The sequence below is a fragment of the Cystobacter fuscus DSM 2262 genome (genome assembly GCF_000335475.2).
GTDB classification, from domain to species: domain Bacteria; phylum Myxococcota; class Myxococcia; order Myxococcales; family Myxococcaceae; genus Cystobacter; species Cystobacter fuscus.
The window spans coordinates 207,082-227,550 of sequence record NZ_ANAH02000004.1 but is presented as its reverse complement, the minus strand read 5'-3'; the positions used below and the strand labels follow the sequence as shown (position 1 = coordinate 227,550).

At 68.2% G+C, this 20,469-nt stretch carries 12 protein-coding genes; 10 read left to right on the top strand and 2 right to left on the bottom strand.

The window, feature by feature from the left end:
• Positions 1-18 precede the first annotated feature (18 nt).
• On the top strand, positions 19-513 hold the full coding sequence (locus D187_RS05550; protein ID WP_002621323.1) for a hypothetical protein: 495 nt from the start codon (positions 19-21) through the stop codon (positions 511-513).
• 120 nt (positions 514-633) lie between these two features.
• The gene (locus D187_RS05545) at positions 634-2,340 is read left to right on the top strand and encodes a serine/threonine-protein kinase (RefSeq protein ID WP_002621322.1); all 1,707 of its coding nucleotides are present in this window, start codon (positions 634-636) and stop codon (positions 2,338-2,340) included.
• On the opposite strand, the gene D187_RS05540 is transcribed toward D187_RS05545, so the two are convergent.
• Positions 2,312-3,256, bottom strand: a complete 945-nt coding sequence (locus tag D187_RS05540; protein WP_002621321.1) for a LysR family transcriptional regulator — start codon at positions 3,254-3,256, stop codon at positions 2,312-2,314. The two genes, D187_RS05545 and D187_RS05540, sit on opposite strands and share 29 nt — an antisense overlap.
• Before the next feature lie 109 nt (positions 3,257-3,365).
• On the opposite strand from D187_RS05540, the gene D187_RS05535 reads away from it, so the two are divergent.
• The 4 genes from D187_RS05535 (at position 3,366) to D187_RS05520 (ending at position 13,352) form a co-directional block, all read left to right on the top strand.
• Positions 3,366-4,451: an L-dopachrome tautomerase-related protein gene (locus D187_RS05535; RefSeq protein WP_002621320.1), complete on the top strand. Its 1,086-nt coding sequence runs from the start codon at positions 3,366-3,368 to the stop codon at positions 4,449-4,451.
• 97 nt (positions 4,452-4,548) lie between these two features.
• Positions 4,549-5,691: an SH3 domain-containing protein gene (locus D187_RS05530; RefSeq protein ID WP_002621319.1), complete on the top strand. Its 1,143-nt coding sequence runs from the start codon at positions 4,549-4,551 to the stop codon at positions 5,689-5,691.
• 579 nt (positions 5,692-6,270) lie between these two features.
• Complete coding sequence (locus D187_RS05525) at positions 6,271-10,791, top strand: hypothetical protein (RefSeq protein ID WP_155893184.1); 4,521 nt, start codon at positions 6,271-6,273, stop codon at positions 10,789-10,791.
• Positions 10,788-13,352, top strand: coding sequence for a hypothetical protein (locus D187_RS05520; protein WP_063724953.1), 2,565 nt, complete (start codon positions 10,788-10,790; stop codon positions 13,350-13,352). The genes D187_RS05525 and D187_RS05520 overlap by 4 nt, the downstream gene beginning before the upstream one ends.
• Positions 13,353-13,362: 10 nt before the next feature.
• Here D187_RS05520 and D187_RS05515 read toward each other — a convergent pair whose 3' ends face one another.
• Entirely contained in the window at positions 13,363-14,100 is a 738-nt protein-coding gene (locus tag D187_RS05515; protein WP_002621316.1) for an Imm52 family immunity protein, read from the bottom strand.
• 266 nt (positions 14,101-14,366) lie between these two features.
• Between D187_RS05515 and D187_RS49455 the strand changes: the two genes are divergently transcribed.
• The 4 genes from D187_RS49455 (at position 14,367) to nrfD (ending at position 20,469) form a co-directional block, all read left to right on the top strand.
• Positions 14,367-15,284, top strand: a complete 918-nt coding sequence (locus tag D187_RS49455) for a type VI immunity family protein (protein WP_002621315.1) — start codon at positions 14,367-14,369, stop codon at positions 15,282-15,284.
• Positions 15,285-15,483: 199 nt separating this feature from the next.
• Entirely contained in the window at positions 15,484-16,131 is a 648-nt protein-coding gene (locus D187_RS05505; RefSeq protein WP_043428500.1) for a cytochrome c3 family protein, read from the top strand.
• Positions 16,119-19,094 carry a TAT-variant-translocated molybdopterin oxidoreductase gene (locus D187_RS58665; RefSeq protein ID WP_002621313.1) on the top strand — a complete coding sequence of 992 codons (2,976 nt, stop codon included), beginning with the start codon at positions 16,119-16,121 and terminating at the stop codon, positions 19,092-19,094. The genes D187_RS05505 and D187_RS58665 overlap by 13 nt, the downstream gene beginning before the upstream one ends.
• Positions 19,087-20,469 carry an NrfD/PsrC family molybdoenzyme membrane anchor subunit gene (nrfD, locus tag D187_RS05495; protein WP_002621312.1) on the top strand — a complete coding sequence of 461 codons (1,383 nt, stop codon included), beginning with the start codon at positions 19,087-19,089 and terminating at the stop codon, positions 20,467-20,469. The genes D187_RS58665 and nrfD overlap by 8 nt, the downstream gene beginning before the upstream one ends.

The window sequence follows — 20,469 nt, the reverse complement described above, 5'->3', positions numbered from 1 at the left end:
ACGCTAGGAAGCGCGGACATGAACCTTCGCTCCATCTTCCTCGTGGGGGCGCTCGCCCTGGGTCCAGGCTGCGCCCGGGATCTCGAGCCCTTCCTGGGCACCTACACCGCGACGGGAGCGGTGACCTTCTCCTTCGCCGGTCAGAACAACACCCAGCCGCGCTCGGACACCGTGCGCGTCACCGAGGGAGACACCGCCGACATCCTCCTCACGAGTGAAGGCGGGTGCGCGCTGCCCGCCGAGGTGGAGGACGCGCTGGCCACGCTCGTGCCGAACACGTCCTGCACGGAGAACGTGACGCTCCCGGACGGCACGGTGCTGGCGGCCACCCTGGTCGTGACGAGCGGCACCGCGACGCTCGTGGACGAGGTCATCACCCTGAACTACGCGGGCACCGTGAGCGTCGTCTACGAGGGCATGCCCTACACCGCCGGCTTCTCGAGCGCGATGACGCTGAGCCGGGCCACCACCGCGCGAGCGATCGCCGGGCCGGACGCTCTCCGAGCACGCTGACGGACCACCGCAGGCCCTCCCACCGAGGCGGAATAGGACCTCGATGAGCGTCCTTCTCTACCGGGCTCCTTCGAGCCCCCCCGTGTTCGGGGGTGATGGGGGCGAGGAGGCAGCGGATTCGTGACACGGCAGGTCGGCAAGTATCAGCTCATCCGCAAGCTCGCCGTGGGGGACACCGCCGAGGTGTTCCTCGCCAAGGCCGCCGGGCCCTGGGGCTTCGAGAAGACGGTGGCGGTGAAGTGCATCCTGCCGCACCTGGCCCGGGAGCCCTCCTTCGTGGAGCTGTTCCTCTCCGAGGCCCGCCTGGCCGCCCGGCTCACCCACCCGAACATCGTGCAGATCTTCGACTTCGGCGAGGCCGATGGCTCCTCCTTCCTGGCCATGGAGTACGTCGATGGGCCGAGTCTGCGCACGCTCGTGCGGCGCGCCTCGGCCCGGCGCCTGTCCCTGCCTCCCGTGGTCTGTGCCCGGCTCATCTCCCAGGCCTGTGAGGCGCTGGCCTTCGCCCATGACTTCGTGGACCCGGACACGGGCGAGCCCCTGGGCCTCATCCACCGGGACGTGAGCCCGGATCACCTCCTGCTGTCGCTTCAGGGCACGGTGAAGGTGGTGGACTTCGGCATCACCCGGGCCTCCGGCCGGAGCCATCGGACCCGCGGTGGCATCGGCCCGGGCAGGCGCGCGTACATGGCGCCCGAGCAACTGCGCGCCCGGCACCTGGACCGGCGCGTGGATGTGTATGCGCTCGGGGTGGTGCTCCAGGAGCTGCTCACGCTCCACGAGCCCTCGTCGACGAATCCCCGCCTCCGCGAGGAGCCCGTGCCCCTGGTGCACTCCCCAGTGCACTCCCGGCCCGAGGTGCCCGAGTCCCTCCAACGCATCCTCGACCGGGCGCTCGCCCGGGAGCGCCACCAGCGCTACCCGGATTGTCATGCGCTCCAGACGGAGCTGGAGGACTTCATCCTCGCGGAGGGCAGGACCGTGACGACGCAGCAGGTGGCCCAGCTCGTCCACCGGGCCACCTCGGGCACGGGCCTGCCCGCGCAGCGGCTCTCCCGGGCCGTCGCGCCCCGCCCCCCGCGGCTCGCGCCCATCGCCCCACCCCGGGAGAGCGCATCGGCGCGCGCCCTGGACTCGACTCCCGAGTGGCGCCCCCTCCCAGATGGGTGGGCCGAGTCGGGCGCGCTCACGACGCTGTCCGAGCACCCGGTGGCTCCCCTGGCGGTGGCCCTCCCCGTGTACCCGCCCCCGCCCGCCCTGGCGCAGACGCTCGCGCGCACCCGACCGCCGCCCGGGGCCTGGTCGTGGACGCGGCAGGTGCTCGTCGGCGGCCTGCTGTTCGTGGCGGGTGGCGGCCTGCTGCCGTGGAAGCGGAGCACGGCCCGGGAGCGTGTGGAGTCCTCGGTGGTGGAGTTGCCGCGGGCCCTCTCCGCGACTCCTCCCACCGAGCCCTCCCCGCGAGCCCTGGAGCAGGTGCCTCGGGAGTTGGCCCTGGGGGTGGAGGAAGTGGCTGCCTTCGCGGAGCCCGCCGCGCCTCCGCCCGCCACCCGTGAGCGCATCGCGCGCTCCGTCAAATCCAGACGTCCCTTCCCCGCGGCGCTGGGCCGTCTGGATGTGCGCGCGCACCCCCAGGCCGTCTATGCCGTCGTCTCCGTGGATGGGCGGCCGAGCGGCACGACGCCCCTGGACAAGGCGCTGGAGCTGCCCGTGGGCACCTATACCGTGACGCTCACCAGTCCCACCCTGGCGAAGACGGTGATCCGGCGGGTGGAGGTGAAGCCCGGCATGACGACGCCCCTCACCGTCTCCTTCCTCCAGGAGGAGTGAGGGACTGGCCGTCGGGGGCCGACGCGAAGGCGGCCTCGGTGGCGTCGAGCAGGGTGCGCAGCCGGGGCTGGCGCTGGAAGTCCCGGTGATAGCCCACCCAGATGTCCCGGCCGGGAGGCGGCTCGCCGAGGTCCACCCGCTCGAGGCCCGGCAACCCATCCCCGAGCTGACGGGGCAGCACCGCGATGCCCCCTCCCGCGGCGCACATCCTCGCCTGCACGTCGCGGCTGTTGCTGCGCCCCGAGATGCGCGCCTGGGGCAGCCGCCCCGTGAGCCAGCCCACGTCCGCCAGGTGGTTGAACGCCAGGTCCATGGTGATGAGCCCATGGCCCGCGCCGCCCGTGGACGGATCGGGGCGCCCCCGCCGCTCCAGGTAGTCGCGCGAGGCATAGGCCTCGTAGGTGATGTGCGTGAGCCGCTTCTGCACGATGTGCGCTTCCTCGAAGCGGCGGAAGCGGAAGACGAGGTCGGCCTCGCGCCGGTCGAGGTTCAACAGCCGCGTCTCCGTGATGAGCTCCACCTCCAACCGGGGATGCTGGAGCTGGATGCGGGCGAAGATGGGGGCCAGGACGTGGCTGGCGAACCACTCCGAGCTGGAGACGCGCAACGTCCCCTCCACCTCGCTGTCCCGCCCCGCCAGGCGCCGCGCGAAGGCCACGGCCTCCTCCTCCATGCGCTCGGCGTGGGCGAGCACCGCCTTGCCCTCGTCGGTCGGGACGAAGCCGTCGGCGGTGCGCCGCATCAGCTTGCAGCCCACGGCCTTCTCCAGCGCCTGGAGCCGGCGTCCCATCGTGGGCTGCGTCTGGCCGAGGGTCCGCGCCGCGCCCACCAGTGAGCCCACCCTCGCGATGGCGAGAAACACCTTGAGGTCGTCCCACTGAAGAGCGCTCACGTCCTTCACCTGGTTCGATGGCATGCGCGAACGCATACCGCGAATTCAGAACTGTCGATTTCGGAACGGGGGCGCTTCGAACACTTTCCCTCCCGTGACGGTGCCTGTGCCGTCCCTATCGAGGAGCATTTCCATGAGAACCTTTCCGCTCGTCACGAGCCTGTTGCTGACCGCATGTGCCCTGCCCGCTGTGTCCACTGCGACGACCTCTCCGCTCGTCGTCGCCGCCGAGAGCGACGGGATGATCTGGAACGGCGTGGCCCTGTCCGACGAGGGACAGGTGTTCGTCGCGGGGCCGCGGTGGACGGGCTCCACGGGGCCGGCGCTCGGCGTGCTGGACGCGCGGGGCCAGCCCCACGCCTACCCCGATGCGCGCTGGAACGCGTGGCAGCCGGGGCAGGACGCGAGCGCGGCCTTCGTGAACATCAACGCCATCCACAAGGGCCCGCAGGACTCGCTGTGGGTCATCGACACGGGCTCGCCCGACTTCGGCGGAGCGCCCCTGCCGGGTGGGGCGAAGGTGGTGCGCATCGACTTGAAGAACGGCCAGGTGGTCCGGGTGTACCCGCTGGGCTCGGACATCGCGACGCCCACGAGCTATGTCGATGACATCCGCCTGAAGGGCAACCGGGGCTACCTGACGGACGCGGGCCGTCCGGGGCTCATCGTGCTCGACCTGGACACGGGCGCGGCGCGGCGGGTGTTGGACAACGCCGCGGCCGTCACGGCGCCCGCGGACAGGCCCATCGTGCTGGAGGGCAAGGTGCTCAATGGGCCGGATGGCGCGCCGCTTCGGGTGCACGCGGATCCGCTGGAGCTGAGCCCGGATGGACGGTGGCTGTACTTCGCGTCCCTGCATGGGCCGTGGTCGCGCATCGAGACGCGCTGGCTGGACGATGCCAGCCTGTCGCCCGAGGCCGTGCTGTCCCACGTGCAGCCCTGGGCCGACCTGCCGCCCACGGGGGGCACGACGCTGGACGCGCATGGCAACCTGTACTTCAGCGACCTGGCCGAGGACGCCATCAAGAAGCGCACGGCGGATGGACGCATCGTGACGCTGGTCGCGGATCCCCGGCTGCACTGGGTGGACGCGCCCTTCCTCGCCGCGGACGGGTGGCTGTGGCTGCCGGTGCCGCAGATGGACCGGGTGGCGCTGTTCAACGGAGGCGTGTCGCGCACCGTGTGGCCCGTCCAGTTGCTGCGCCTGCGGGTGTGGTGAGCCCTCCACGGGGAGGAGAACGCCACCCCACCTAGGCTCCACGAGGGGGGGCGTGCCATCATGACCCGGCGGGGAATCACCCCCTCGGGTCATCGAGATGAAAACAGTACTGCTCACGCTATTGCTCGCCGCGACTGGGGAAGACGCCGGCGTACCGCAAAAGGTCTACGTCCAGGGCTCGTCCGTCAACCTGCGCAAGGAGGCGGCCAAGGACGCGGAGGTGCTGGTCAAGGCGCCCATCGGGACGGAGTGCGCGGTGACGGGCACGGCCGTGGCGGAGTGGATGAAGGTGCGCTGCGGGGACTACGAGGGGTATGCCGCCGTGGCGCTGGTGGGACCGGAGAAGCCCTCGGTGGAGACGCTGAGGGCCGAGGCGAAGAACCCCATGCTCAAGCCCGAGCGCCGCGAGGAGAGCGCCTTGCGCGCCGCGCTGCTGGCTCCGGAGGACGCGGAGTTGCCGAAGCTGCTCGGCGAGCTCTTCTTCGAGCGCAACTTCCGGCTCCTGGAGGGCTTCAAGGGTACGGGCGCCACGAAGCGGACCTTCTCGACCTACTGCGGTTTGCGCGGGGCGAATGTCTGCATCTGGGAAGTGGCGGGAGGATTCCTCCGGGATGTCAAGATTCGAGTCGAGACAAGAAAAGACCTGTTCATCATCGCGGTGAAGGACCCGGAAAATGTCACGGTCTACCGTGGCAAACACCAACTCGATCCGGAGACGACGAAGTTGAAGATGGATGTCCTCGAACGAAACTCCTTTCCCTCGACTCCGGTGATGGACAAGGCGCTCTTCGCGGGGGTGGAGGGGGTAGATGCTAGAAAAGAGGACATCCCCTTCGGTCGATTCGTACTTGATGATGCTTCCCATGCGATCTTGAGCGGTATCCCCTCTGCATGGGCCCTGCTCAGACCGGGTCGTCAGGGTCTGCTCTCGATGCCGTTCAACGATTGTCTCAAGACGCCCTATCTGCTCGAGTTCGTTCCGGACATCCACGGTCGTTGGATGATGCTGCGTGAAAAGGGGGCAGAAGGAAGAGAGACGTTTTGGGTCACCTCCGTGTCGAGGCGAGATAACGAACTCGAGCTGTCTCTTGAGCACGCCTATGGGAAAGGACCGACCCGTATGGTCTTCAAGCTGCCTGAAGGCCGCAAGGATATTGGGTACCTGAACGATATGGCCTATACGTTCAAGTTGCACAGATATGCGGAGCAGCACGACAATTGTAAAGAGGGCGGGCCTTGAGTTGTTGGCCGGTGTGAATCGCCACCCCGAGCGCAATCTCTTGAGCGGGCCGTGCAAGCGATGCGTCTGTCGGGATTCCGTTGTTTGACGAGCAGGGGGGAGCATGAGGGGTTCCCCTCATGGGTACGAGACATGAAGAAAAGTAGGTATCTGCCGGATTGGAAGTATGAGCTTCCGGAAAAGCTGCTCGCCAGGCTGGAGGAGTACCACATCCTCAAGGTTCCCCTTCTTGGGCAGCATTACCCGGGTGGACCCCCGGACTGGTGCGGTCGGACTTCCTGCTCCATGGCGTACAATTATTATCAGGTTTTGCAGGGAGGCGATGATTTCGAATCCAGGCTCATCACCCACTGGGATGGTGGCAGGCAGGGCTGGTTCGTCGATCTTCGTTATCCGAACGGAGATCGAGCGTTTCACACGAAACCAAGGGAGCCTCCGGTTCACTGCAATCTCAGCGGCTATTCGGTTTCGAACCCTGATTACACTCAAGGTGATGTCGCTGTCATCAAGCCACCCGAAATCGGGGTGAGTAGACCTGATTACAGTGCCTCAAAGGTTCTTGGTTTCTCGCGTGGCGTCGTGTTGCCTTATGGTGAGCCCGGCCGGAAGGCCCAGGCCATCCAGATCGCGAACGATCCGGGTCAGCTCGCGGCCAGACTGGACCCCCTCCTCCAGGCGCTCACCTCGAACAACCCGGTCATCTTCTACTCGGGTTTCTCCACCGAGAAGAGCGCGCCCATCCATCTCATCCTGATCATCGGTTACGCCTACATCACCGATGACAGTGGCCGGCATCTCTGGCTCGCGGTCGCGGATCCCGCGACCCATGGAAACAAGATCGCCGCTCGCAAGGGAGCGGCCATCTTCTTTCCGCCCACAGCCGATGCACCGGACGACGTGGATGCGGTCGCCGAGCGCAAGCTGACGCACGAGCACGACCTCATCCGAGTCATTCCCGGGGCGTGGGAAGAGGCCCAGGGGGCGTTGATCCTCATCCGCGCCCGGAAGCTGTTCGAGGAGAACCCCTTCAGCCGGGTCGATGATCTGTTCATGGACTACTGGGGGGACGGCGCGAAGGGGGGCACCTTCATCTATTCGCACAAGTCGACGCGCGTGCCTCCCGACTTCGTCTACACGAACGTGATGCGCTCCGTCTCCTTGCCGCTCGATGGCCAGCAGGTGCGCTTCCGCCCCGTCAACGGCTACGTGACGGCGGAGCAGTCCGAGATGGGGCTCTTCCCCTTCGGGGGCCATCGGACGCTCCACTCGGGGGTGCACCTGGAGCGCTCCCAGTTCCCGGAGCGGCCACCCCCGCCGCCTCCTCCCAAGAAGCCGGAGGAGACGAAGGCGCAGGGCTCCGGGAAGGGCGCGAAGAACACCGCCCAGCCGACTCCCCCCGTCACGCCTACCGGCCAGCGCGAGGTTCGCTGCCTGGCGCCTGGCCACATCGTGGCGCTCCGGCTGACGAATGCCCTTCCGTCCGCGGAATCCAGCGAAGCGGCCAAGGCGGGCCACGAGAAGAACAAGCTCGCCCAGGAGCTCGTGGGAAACCACAACTCCTTCGTTCTGGTCCGGCACGACGTCGAGGTGATTCCACCCAAGGGCGAGGGCTCCCAGCCGGGCGCGAGCGCGCCGGAGCGCTTCACCTTCTACAGCCTCTACATGCACCTGCTGCCCCCGGACTGGAAGGACGCCAACACGTACCGGGATGTCGCCTGGCTCAAGACGCTCGCGCGCCGCGAGGGCTCCCTGGTGGTGATCGATCCCAAGCATCCGGCCTTCGGTCAGGTGCGCTGGCTTCAGCCGCCACCCGAGGCGAGCAGCCCGGCGCAAGAGGACATCGTCCTGAAGCCAGGAGGCCAGTTCTCCGTCATCGGCGCGGGGCTCGGGATGCCGGAGCCGCTCGACCTCGGCGAGGGCACGCAGGGCGTGTCCGCCGTCTGGAGGAAGCCGGATCGCGACGTGACCGAGCTCCACGAGGCGCTCATCGCGGGCAAGGTCATCACCCTCGCCCAGCCCTTCCTCATGGTCCGGGCCGGCGAGGTGCTCGGGTACCTGGATGACAAGAGCCGGGCGACGGGCGACGGCTTCCTCCACTGGGAGATCCTCGCGCCCAGCCAGAACAGCTCCATCGAGAAGCTGCTGAAGTTCGCCGAGCAGAAGCTCGGGCTGTCGGCGGAGGGCGCGCCGTTCTTCAAGTTCTTCGAGGAGAAGGATCGGAACAACTTCTTCGAGCCTCCCCAGGACGAGTCCGGAGAGGGCAACGAGATCATCGATCAGGTCCTGGCGCTCGCGCCCCAATCGAAGCACGCCAACGGGCCGGACTACGCGCGCCTGAAGCACTTCCGGAACACCTACAGCCCGGAGACGCTCCAGGAGATCCTCGCGACCTATACGACGCTCCCGTTCTCCTCCGAGGAGCCCGAGTCCTCGGGGAAGGGGATTCCAGACGAGCCCAGCTACCCCGTTGATCTCCTCATCACCAACTACAAGGACGCCCTGCCCCCGGGGGCCTACCAGCTCAAGCTCACGTTCGAGCCGCCCTCCCGGGAACTGCTGGTCGACTACGACGGCAAGCAGACCCACCTGCGGATCCGCCTGCCCGCGAACGCGCGCAAGGTCTTCGTGGAGCCAGCGGATCCCAGCCGCCTCCTGCTCCAGACCGGAAGTGGTGGCGGACAGGACGCCTTGAAGCGCGACGCCGCGCACTTCAAGAACGTGGCCTCCGTCCGCTGGCGCAACGTGGTCCTGCGGCACCTCAACGCGTGGCTCCCCGAGGGCATCGCGAAACAGGTGGAGGCCCAGCTGCGCTTCTACGAGGAACTCCAGATCGGCAAGACCCTCGTGAACTCCGAGAACGAGGAAGCGGCGAAGAGCGCCATCAAGGAACTCTCGGAGGTGGTGGGCTGGTGGGCGCACCAGGAGACCGTGGTGCTGGGCGTGCCAGGCCAGGAGAAGTCGCTGTTCGCCGAGCAGCCCGACGGCGAGCAGTTGCCGAAGGACACGCTCCTGGACAACCCGCATCCGGTCACCTTCGCCTGGCTGTTGATGCTGCTGACGAACCACGGCCTCGTCCGGTTCGCGGACACCCAGCCCTGGTTGTCCGAGGAGGCGAAGGCGCTCGCCGCGATCGGGTGGGTCCCGGCCCGGCCGGAATACCCGCCGATGCGGGTCGGGGATCACATCTACCTCGCGGCGATCCAGCGGGGTGGCGCCACCGAGTCGGTGACGGCGCGCGTGACCCATGGAAAGCGGACCTATGAGCTGCCGTTGGGAAAGGCCCGGGAGGGCACGGCCCTGTATCCCCTGGAGTTCCCCGGGTGGGGCGCCTGGAAGCTCGATGCCACGGGGGCCAAGGCGCTGGGGGAATTGGAGCTGAAGGGACTCGAGCCGGTGCTGCTGTCCGCGCGGGAGTCGGCGGGCCTGACTTCCCACGAGGATGGTTCCTTCTCGTGGCGGATTGCGTTCCGCGACCATTGCCCGAGGAGCATCCGGGGCTGGGTGCTCCTGCGCGTGGCGAGCGCGGAGGAGCCCAAGAAGGTTCCCCCGAAGAAGCCGGGCAAGCAGAAGCCAGGTGCCGAGCCACCGGCGCCCGCGCCACCGCTCGAGTTCCAGGTGGCCTCGGTGGCCATCCCCGTCGAGGGGCGCGAGAGTCTGGCGCTCAGCGAGGCCAGGGGGTTCCAGGTCCTCGATGGCTACGTCAAGCGGGGCGCGGTCAAGGATGCCAACACCTATGTCTCGCAACACTTCACCTACAAGGCCTTCCTCGACGCGGCGGCCAAGGACGCCAAGGGCGCGGCCAGCACCGAGCCCCCGCTCGCGTGGGAGCTGGTCGACGCGGTCGAGCGCATCCAGTGCATGTACGGTCCCCGCCAGGCACTGGCGTTGACCGCGCTCTCCGCGGATGGCCTGTCCGTCGTGCTCAGGTCCCTGAACCCGGACGTGCTGCGCCAGGTGGTGGCCCAGGCGAAGGACGAGGGGTGGATTCAGGACGCGGAGGAGGCGGGCAAGGGCGCCGTCCTCATTCGGGTGCAGGAGCCACGGGCGAGCCAGCACCCCGGAGAGATTGTCATCGAGTTCGATGCCCACGAGGCCTTCTCCGCGCTCCGCAAGACCCTCCCGCCCGAGAAGAAGCTGGTCGTGCAGTTCGGCTGCCTGTTCCCCAATGGGGGTCATCTGCATGACCCGCGCCTGTCTCGCACGGAGACGCTGGGCAAGCGCGCCGAGAAGGTGGACGTGGAGGAGCTGAGGAGCCAGGCGAGTGCCGGTCATCTGGAGCTGTGGTCGACCGTCGATGCGGAGGAACTGCATCAACAGCCTTCGTTCGGGATTCCGGAGGTTCAGCTCACCTCGACGGGCATCCAGATCACTGTCCCCCTCTTGGGAGCCGATGAGCATTTCTGGAAGGCGACCGGGTCGCGCATCACGCTTGGTCAGCAGAAGCTCGATGAGAAGGCGAAGTCGAGCGTTCAATCCTCTCCCCAGGGGCTTTACCTCGTGAGGCAGGTGAAGTTCGGCGGAGAGGGATTGAATGATGTCGAGTTGCAGATCTCCGCCGAGGCCAAGAACAAGCGCGTGCCGTTGCAGACGGAGCGGATCGACGTCGAGCCCTCGGAGATCGTGGTCTACGACACGCAGCGCGGCGCCGAACTCGAACTCAAACCGAGGCCGGATGACCCGTTCATGCTGGGGGTGTCCCTGAAGACGTTCGCCGTTCCCTCGGGCCGGGGCTTCAAGTTCGAGCTCGTCGCGCCCGCGGACGGAGGGGGCGGAACGTCGCGGCCCTTGAAGCTCGCGAAGAACACCCTCGTCTACAAGTCGAGGGTGAAGGAGTACGGCGTGACGCGCCCGGATGGCATCCTCCAGGCCGAGGTGAACCTGAGGGACGTCTCGGTCGCGCTCAAGGGGGGGCAACGCTTCATGGTCCGTGCCGTTCCCGTCGCCAAGGGCGATGCGGACCTGCGCGCCGAGGCCGAGGGCTCGCTGCCCGAGCCGCTCCAGCAACCGGCGATGCGGGACGTCCACGGCTCCTTCCTCGGCATGTGGCCGGAGGACGGCATCAACATGCCCATGAAGAGCGAGGGGATGTGGCCCCCATGACGACGAAACTCGAGCTGCGCATCACCCCGGGCTCGGAGAGCGTGCTCCGGCTCGTCACCGTTCCCCCCACGGAGCTGACGCTCAAGCTGGTGGGCTCCCGGCGCAACGGGCGGACCTGCACGTTGACGCTGCGAGGCACGCAGAAGCACCTGCCCTCGGACACGGTGTGCAACGTCCTGTTCAAGACCACCAGCCTCCACGCGGATCCGCGGAATCACTCGGTCGTCGGCGTGCCCATGCGCATCGAGGGCACCTCCTGCACCGTCGAGGTGAACGTCGATGTCTTCGAGGCGGGTCTCTTCGGCAAGGGCAGGTCCGAGCTCACCGTCGTCCCGGACTTCCCGCTCGCCAAGGGGTGCACCGTCTCCAATCCGTTCGAGTTCGACCACCCGCTGAGGCTCGACGGGTTGGAGCTGGGCTCGAATCTCCTCTTCGGCCGGCGCCTCGATCTCAAGCCGAAGCGTGACCCGGTCTTCCGCGACGCGAAGCTCGTGTTCTCCGTCCTCCACTCGCAGGAGCTCAAGAAGGACGAGAAGCCGAAGATGGCACCGGAGACCCAGCGCTTCGCCACCTTCGACTGGGCCGCTCGGGACGAAGTGATGCACTGGCGCATCGGCTGCGCGGAGAGCGAGGGTTCCCTCCTGCTGCTCGACCTGGGGGCACGCCAGGGCGGCACCACCTACGACTTGCGGCTGGAGCTCCTCCAGGAGACGGAAGGGGAGGAGAAGTGCTACCTGGTCTGGGAGAAGCCGCGCGCCCTCGGGTTCAAGCGTCCCGTGCTCTCGGGGTTCGAGCTGGGCTCCACCTCCGTTCGCATCCAGGTGGACGGCATCGAGCCGGGCTTCGAGCTGCCCATGGAGCTGTCCCTCTGGCGGTGGGCCGTTCACGTCATGGACGATCGCTATGAGATTCCCGTGATGTACCGCCTCGGGCCGCCGTCACAGGTGGACGCGCCCTCGTCCACGTTCTTCTGGTCGCTCTTGTTCCCCGGGGACAAGGTGGAGCGCGAGAACCTCTTCGCGCTGCTGCGAGTCCCCAAGACGCTGTCGGGCACCGACGAGTACGTGCCCCTGAGCGCGGTGTTCGACTACGACGAGTCCCGCTTCCTCCAGTTCGACGATGAGCAGCTCTGGCTGGAGCCGCCGAGGAATCCCCGGGCACCTCGTCCCAAGCAGCAGAAGACCCCCAAGGAGCTGGCCACCGCGCTCGCTTCCAAGGAGCTGACGTTCCGGCCCACCCGGACGCCGGACTTCGGCGACGTGCGGGTGGGCGTGCGCGAGGACAAGCTGCTGGTGTCCATCAAGCTCATTGGAGACCCCTCGTACTGGCGCGCGGCGGCGCCGGTCTTCTCTGTCCACGGGCAGGTGACCCCGTCCGCGCGAGACCAGGTGAGTGACGCGCGAGGCCCCGCGAGCTACCCGCCGCCCGCGCGGCCTCCCGAGGAGATCATGAAGCTCACCGCCTCGCCCTCGCAGGACAACCCGCGGTTGTACGAGGCGCTGGTGCCGCTGTCGGACAAGCGCCTGCTGGGGCAGAAGGTGAGCCTCCAGGGCAAGGTCTCTCATCCAGGCGCGATGCTCTGGGAGGAACTGGTGGCCGCTCCGCCTGTCTTCTCCCTCGACTACGAGGCGGTGCCCCGGTTCAGCGGCCTGGAGAGGAGCTTCATCGAGCTCACCGATGACACCTCGCATGTGCAGTTCCGGTGTCATGCCCACCACATGCCGAACGGGGGCAAGGACGGAGCCGTCCTCGAGTTCCGCGTGTACGAGAAGTTCTCCAACCTCCCGGAGCCAATCGCGCTGACGATCCTCCGGCTTCGCTATGACCTTCCGAAGGGCAAGGGCGGGTACTGCGATGCACAGGGAGTGCTGCGGGCCCGGCTCGTGGACGAGGAGGACGTGGAGCGGGTGAGGGGCGCGGGCAGGTTCCGGCTGGAGGCCGTCGTCGCCAGCAATGGCGGCAAGGTGCTGTCCCACGCCGTTCCCGTCCTCGCCATCGAGTTCGGTGGAGCGCCGCGCTCCACCGAGGGGAAGCTCATCTACGAGACCCACCCGCTCGTGAAGCCTGAGTTCAAGAACAAGGTGCTGGCCATCTGCGCGGTGCTGGGGATCGACCCGAATCATCTGATGGCCTGTATGGCCTTCGAGACGGGAGAGAAGTTCTCGGCCAAGGTGCAGCACACCGGAGGCGCCCAGGCGTATGGGCTCATCCAATTCACCAAGGATGGATCCTCGGAGCTCGGCAAGACGCTGGATGAGCTCCGGGCGATGACCGAACTGGAGCAGCTCGACTACGTCCAGCTCTACATGAGCCGCTGCATCAAGGCCCGCGGACCGCTGCGGACGTTGAGCGATGTCTATATGGCCATTCTCTGTCCCGCCGCCGTGGGCAAGCCGGAAGAGCACATCTGTTACAGTGCGGGGACGAAGGCCTACACGCAGAACATCAACCTGGACAACAAGGACCCGAAGAAGCGCAAGGGCTACATCACCAAGCAGGATGCGACCGCCCGGGTGAAGGAGTTCGAGGACAAGGGTCGCAATTACATCACCCAGGGTTGAGGGGGCCGCGTCACTCGCTGGCGGGCTCGGGCTCCGGAAGCTGGATGAGGCCCGCCCGGTCGAGCAGCTCGCGCACGCGGGAGGTGAAGGCCACGTGCTCCGGGTTGCTCGAGGTCATGGGCTCGGGGGAGAGGTGGAGGAGCCAGCCGATGGCTCCCACCGGCTCGATGCGCACGGGGGCGGGAAGGGGTGGCAGCCTGCCCAGCCGGCGAGACAGGTACGTCAACCAGCCCACGCGCACCTCCCATTTTCGCTTCTGGACGAGGCGGACCATCTCGGTCGAGCTGACCATGGCGAAGTCCGGGTCCCACGCGGTGGCCATGCTGGTGAGCACTTCGGCCAACACGGGAGCGCGCAGCAGCCGCTCCCGGAGGGGGCTCTCCCGGGTCGGGTTGAGCAGGCACGAGTTGGGTCCTCCCCAGGGGGAGTAGCCACCGCAAGAAAGGTGGATTTCGGTGGCCTCCTTCTTCGCGTTCCACATGATCTGCATGAAGCCCAGATCCTCCATGACCTCCTTGCCCGCGCGGATCCTGCCCTGGAGCAGCAGCTTCTCCAGTTCCGTTATGTCTGCGCGGACAGGATGGCCCGGCAGCTCTCGGGGGACGCCTCGGCCCGCTCGGTACCATTGGGTGAACGATGGATCACTCCGCGCCAGCATGTGGAGGAAGAGTTCCGCGCGCCGAGCACACTCCAGCGCTGTTTCCTTTCGTGGGCCCCAGTATGCCCCGACGTAGTAGCTGTCCTGCATGCCTGCTCCTCCTCTACCGCTCGGGCCGAGTATGCCGGACGGTGATACATGAGTGCGTTTCGTGCATGAGCGAGCCCTACTGCTTGGCTCGAATGGAGTATGGAGAGGTGCTGTATTTGCTCATTTCGGTCGGCGGCAATACTTGGCGTGGTCCGTAGAAGAGAGAGTCGATGAGCTACCCGCGAGTCCGAATTCCTGGACCCATCCCATACCCCTCGTCGGCGTCAGGGTCCGGCGTCGTCGAGCATTCATGGGATCGACTCGTCGTGCGGGACCTCGTGCGCATCGTCTTCTTCGTGCCCCACGATCACTTCGACATCGCGGCGGGGGGGTCTCATGCCCTCGACAGCTACTTGCGTGCCGTGGAGGATCGTCCGAGCGCATTGTCCGAATACACCTGCTGTTATTGGGAGCTGTCCAGGCTCGGAGATAGGGGGTGGGAACTCATCCGGGAGACCCTGAACCCGAAAGAACGCAGGTACTTCGACGACTACGATGAGGATGAGGCCTTCCATCCAGAGAAGGCGGGGGCGGAGCCCTATCTCGGTATTTACGGTGAGCAGGACAGCGGCTTCTCCTTCACCTACCACGCTCGCCTTCCGTGGAGAGAGACACCGCCTGGCTCCGTCAGCGTTCTCCGCGCCACTCTTCCAACGGAGTTCCTCGAGGAGCGGGGAGCGGACTTCGTGCGAGAACTCGCCGTCGACATGGCTTCGCGGCTTCCCTTCGCCTCCGGGCACGCGGGGCTCGCGCTCGATGTCGCGTTTTCCTCTCTGGAACGACTCGACACCCTGCGCCCGCTGATCTTGCGTCATCCCGGCTTCGATATTCGCGATGCCGGTGTTCGCGACAACCTGGGCGCTCGGGTGGACGGTGTCCACTGGATGAACTTCGTGGGCCCGCCCGTGCTTGGTGAGTTGGGCTGCACTGCTGGCCTTCGCGCGAAGCTCCAGTCGCCCACCACCACCGTGCGAGAGTTGGACGGTGAGCGTGTTCTGGTGACCCTGGGGCCAGAGCCCGAAGCGGGTGACCTGGCGCATGGCCAGCCTCTTCCCGCGTACCGCGAACTCGCGCGCGTGCTGGATCCCTGGCGGGAGCCCTTCCCCTGGGGCTTTCTCCGTCGCCAGGGCCGCGAGCGCGATGAGGAGGAGTTGCGTCGCTGGTGGAGACGCTTCATCGACTGATGTCGCGGTCCTGGCTGAGGTGGCCTCGGCTCCCCAATGACCCGCAGCTCACAGTCACATGGGCCGGCGGTACAGGGGCCTGAAGGACCACACTGTTCCCGCCGCCCAATTCCAGACGCTTGCAGCGCATTCGCGCGGTCCTCGACCCGAGCCTGATTGTCGCCCCCGTTGCGTCTCTTTAGGGTCCACGGCTCGACCTATGGCTTGGATCTTCACACCTCGCGCGAACACCGTGGCCCGAGTGGCGGCGCTGGGCCTGTTGGCCACGCCGGTGCTCGGGGTGGGCTCGTTGTGGCTCTACGCCCGGAGTCCGCTCGCGCAGAACATGCGCCAGCCCGTGCCGCAGCCGGTCCAGTTCGATCACCGCCACCACGCGGGCGACGAGGCCATTGACTGTCGTTATTGCCACAACACCGTCGAGGTCTCTCCGAGCGCCGGCTACCCCTCGGTGTCCACCTGCCTCAACTGTCACGCGCAGGTCTGGAACCAGAGCCCGCTGCTCGAGCCGGTGCGCCAGTCCTTCTTCGCCGACCGCCCCATTCCCTGGCGCCGGGTGCATGACCTGCCAGACTTCGTCTACTTCAACCACTCCATCCACGTGCGCAAGGGCGTAGGCTGTGTCACCTGCCACGGCCGCGTGGACTTGATGCCCTCCGTCACCCAGGCCCACCCGCTCTCCATGGGCTGGTGTCTGGAGTGCCACCGCGACCCCGCTCCCCACCTGCGCCCGCTGTCGGCCCTCACCTCGATGCGCTGGGAGCGCCGTCCGGAAGATCCCTCGCCCGAGGAGCTGGTGCGCCGCCTCGACGTCCTCCCCCGAACGGACTGCACGACATGCCATCGCTGATCGACCGCTACGCGCTGCCCGTCCTCCAGGACTCGCCCCGGCCCCGCGCCTGGCGCAGCTTGGAGGAGTTGCACCGCGAGAGCGCCGCCTCGCGGGAATTCCCCCCGGGCGCGACGGAGCCTCCCCAGGGACTCGAGCGGCGGCGCTTCCTCCAGCTCGCGGGGACGGTGGCGGCGCTCGCGGGGCTGGCGGCCTGCAAGCGGCCGGCGGAGAAGGTGATGCCGTACACCGTGCAGCCCCCGGACGTGACGCCCGGCGTGCCCAACGCCTACGCCACCGCCTGGGCCCCCGAGGGCTACGCCGCGGGCCTCGTGGTGACGAGCTGGGAGGGCCGGCCCACCAAGCTGGAGGGCAACCCGGACCACCCGGCGAGCCTCGGCGCCACCCACCCCCATGCTCAGGCGCTGCTCGTGGACCTCTATGACCCGTCGCGCACGAGGGGGGTGACACACCGGGGCGCGCCGAGTTCCTTCAAGGCCTACCAGGATGCGCAGATGGAGCACGCGCGCCGCCTGGAGGCCGTGGGCGGCGAGGGGCTGTGGATGCTGCTCGAGCCCTCGGCCTCGCCCACGCGGCGCGAGCTGGTGGAGCGCATCCGCCAGCGCTTCCCCAAGGCGCGCGTGGAGACGTACCACGCGCTCTCGCGGGACAGCGTGTACGCGGGGGCGCGGCTGGCCTTCGGCCGTCCGGTGGAGACGCTCGTGCGCCACGACGAGGCGCGGGTGGTGTTGTCGCTGGACGCGGACTTCCTCGTGCAGGGGCCGGCGAGCCTGCGCGCGGCGCGGGAGTACGCCCGCTCGCGCACTCCCGAGCGCGGGAGCATGGGCCGGTTGTACGTGGCGGAGAGCCACTTCAGCGTGACGGGGATGAACGCGGATCACCGGCTGCGCATGAAGCCCTCGGAGGTGGAGCGCTTCGCCGTGGCGGTGCTGGGGGAGCTGGCTCAACGGCTGCCGGGACTCGAGCGCTTCCGGGAGGGCGTCGCCCCCTGGCCGGAGCGGGCGCGCGAGGTGCGCGCGGTGGCGGAGGACCTGGCGCGGGCGGGAGAGCGCGCGGTGGTGGTGGTGGGCCCGAGGCAGCCGCCGCGGGTGCACGCGCTGGCGCACCTGCTCAACCAGGGCCTGGGCAGCGCGGGGCGGATCGTCACCTACCAGGAGCCCGGAGTGGAGCCGGGCCCCAGTGGGCTGGAGGTGTCGCGCGCGCTCACGGAAGCGGCGCTCGCGGGCCGGGTGGACACGGTGGTGGTGACGGCGTTCGATCCCGTGTCCACGGCGCCGGTGGGGGTGACGCTGGGGGCGGCGCTCGCGGCGGTGCCCAACGCGGTGGCGTGGGCGTACCGACAGGACGCCACGGCGAAGCGGTGCGCGTGGGTGCTCCCGGCGGCGCACGTGCTGGAGTCCTGGGGCGATGCGCGGGCGGTGGATGGCACGGCGAGCCTCGTGCAGCCGCTCATCCAGCCGCTCTTCCAGGGGCTCACGGAGCTGGACGTGCTCGCCCCCTTCGCGGGAGTGGCGGAGCGGACCGCGTACCAGCTCGTGCGGGGCCACTGGGAGCGGGAGCGGGGAGGGCCGAGCGTGGCCTTCGACGAGGCGTGGGATCAGGCGCTGGCGGTGGGCACCGTACCGGACACGGCGCGGCCCGCGCTCGGGGTGACGGTGGACGCGGGCGCGGTGGAGACGAGCGTGCGGGCCTTCGCGGGCGCGCCGTCCGAGGGACTCGAGCTGAACCTGGTGCCGGGCTACAAGGTCCAGGACGGGCGCTTCTTCGCCAACCCCTGGCTGCAGGAGATGCCGGATCCGCTGACGATGCTGGCGTGGGGCAACGCGGCGCTGGTGAGCCCGGCCACGGCCGAGCGCCTGAAGCTCCCGTCGCGAGGCACGATGCGGCTGACGCTGCGGGGTTGCCAGCTGGAGGCGCCGGTGTTCGTGCTGCCGGGGCACGCGGACGACACGGTGACGCTGGAGCTGGGCTGGGGCCGCGAGGGTCCGACGCCGGAGCGCGAGGTGCTGGGGGTGGATGCCTCGCTGCTGCGGCACGTGGACGCGCCGTGGTTCACGGGGGGGCTCGAGGTGGAGCCAGGGGAGGGCGAGGGCGGGTGCGTGACGGTGCAGGAGCACTGGTCCATGGAGGGCCGGGAGGTGGCGCTCCAGGACACGCTCGGCACCTTCGAGAAGAAGAAGCCCGAGTACCTGAAGCACCTCAAGGGGGACGTGGCGAAGCTGTACGACCCGTTCAAGTACACCGAGCCCTACCAGTGGGCGATGGCGGTGGACCTGAACCGGTGCATCGGCTGCGGGGCGTGCGTGGTGGCGTGCCAGGCGGAGAACAACATCCCGGTGGTGGGGCGCGAGCAGGTGGCGCGGGGGCGGGAGATGCACTGGCTGCGGGTGGACCGCTACTTCGAGGGCTCGCCGAACGCACCGCGCGCCCTGCCGCAGCCGATGATGTGCCAGCACTGCGAGGCGGCGCCGTGCGAGTACGTGTGCCCGGTGAACGCCACGGTGCACTCGGACGAGGGCCTCAACCAGATGGTCTACAACCGCTGCGTCGGCACGCGGTACTGCTCCAACAACTGCCCGTACAAGGTCCGCCGCTTCAACTACCTGGAGTACCGCCCGAAGGTGACGGAGGTGGAGAAGCTGGGGCTCAACCCGGACGTCACGGTGCGCTCGCGGGGCGTCATGGAGAAGTGCACGTACTGCGTGCAACGGATTGAACGGGCTCGCATCGAGGCGCGCAAGGTCCAGAAGCCCATCGACACCCAGGCGCTCCAGTCCGCGTGCGCGCAGGTGTGTCCCACCGAGGCCATCGTCTTCGGCTCGCTGCACGAGCGGGAGTCGGAGGTGGCGCGGCGGCACCGGGACGCGCGGCACTACGCGGTGCTGCACGAACTGGGCACCCGCCCGCGCACGGCCTACCTGGCGCGCATCACGAACCCGAACCCGGAGCTGGAGCATGGCTGAGCCACCCGCCACGCCCCCGCGCGAGGTGCTCGCCTCCGCGCCGCTCATCGAGGGGACGCAGAGCCCCGAGCGCCTCACGGAATCCCTCCTGCGGCCCACGTTGGGCACGGCGGGACGGGGCTGGTGGATGCTGCTCGGCCTCACGGGGGGAGGCACGGCGTTGTTCCTCGCGGCCATCGCCGTGACGCTGGTGCAAGGGATTGGGGCGTGGGGCAACAACATCCCGGTGGCGTGGGCTTTCGGCATCATCGACTTCGTGTGGTGGATTGGCTTTGGCCACGCGGGCACGCTCATCTCCGCCATCCTGTTGCTCTTCCAGCAGAAGTGGCGCGCGTCGGTGAACCGTTTCGCCGAGGCGATGACGCTCTTCGCCGTGGTGCAGGCGGGGCTCTTTCCCTTGCTTCACCTGGGGCGGCCCTGGGTGGCCTACTGGCTCATCCCCTATCCGAGCACCATGCGCCTCTGGCCGCAGTTCAAGAGCTCGCTGCCGTGGGACGTGGTGGCCATCACCACGTACCTCACCGTGTCGGTGCTCTTCTGGTTCCTGGGCCTCTTGCCGGACCTCGCGACGGCGCGCGACCGGGCGACCACGCCGCGCCAGCAGTTCTGGTACGGGCTGTTGTCCCTCGGGTGGACGGGCTCGGCGAGGCACTGGCACCACTGGCGCACGGCGTACCTGCTGCTCGCGGGGCTGGCCACGCCGCTGGTGCTCAGCGTGCACACCATCGTCAGCTTCGACTTCGCCATCGCCCAGGTGCCCGGCTGGCACTCCACCATCTTCCCACCCTACTTCGTGGCGGGCGCCATCTTCTCCGGGCTCGCGCTGGTGCTCACGCTGCTGCTCCCCACGCGCGGCGCGCTGGGGCTCGGCCACGTCATCACCGAGCGGCACGTGGACATCCTGTGCAAGCTGCTGCTGGCCACGGGGATGATGGTGTCCTACGGCTACCTCCAGGAGAACTTCTTCGCCTGGTACAGCGGCGACGAGAAGGAGATGGCCGCCGCCGCCTTCAAGCGCTCGGGGACGTGGGCGGGCCTGTTCTGGTTCCAGATGTTCGCCAACGTGGTGCTGCCCCACGTCTTCTGGTTTCCCCGGCTGCGCCGCAACCTCGCGGTGGTGTGGCTCGTCTCGCTGGCCGTCGACGCGGGCATGTGGCTCGAGCGCTTCACCATCATCGTGCCCTCGCTCTCGCGCGACTTCCTGCCGGGCAGTTGGCACACGTACTCGCCCACGTGGGTGGACCTGTCGCTCCTGGGCGGCTCCATGTGCTTCTTCGGCTTCCTCTTCCTGCTCTTCCTCAAGTTCGTCCCGCCCGTGTCCATCAGCGAGGTGAAGGAGCTGCACCACGAGCTGACGGCGGAGAAGGGGGCCTGA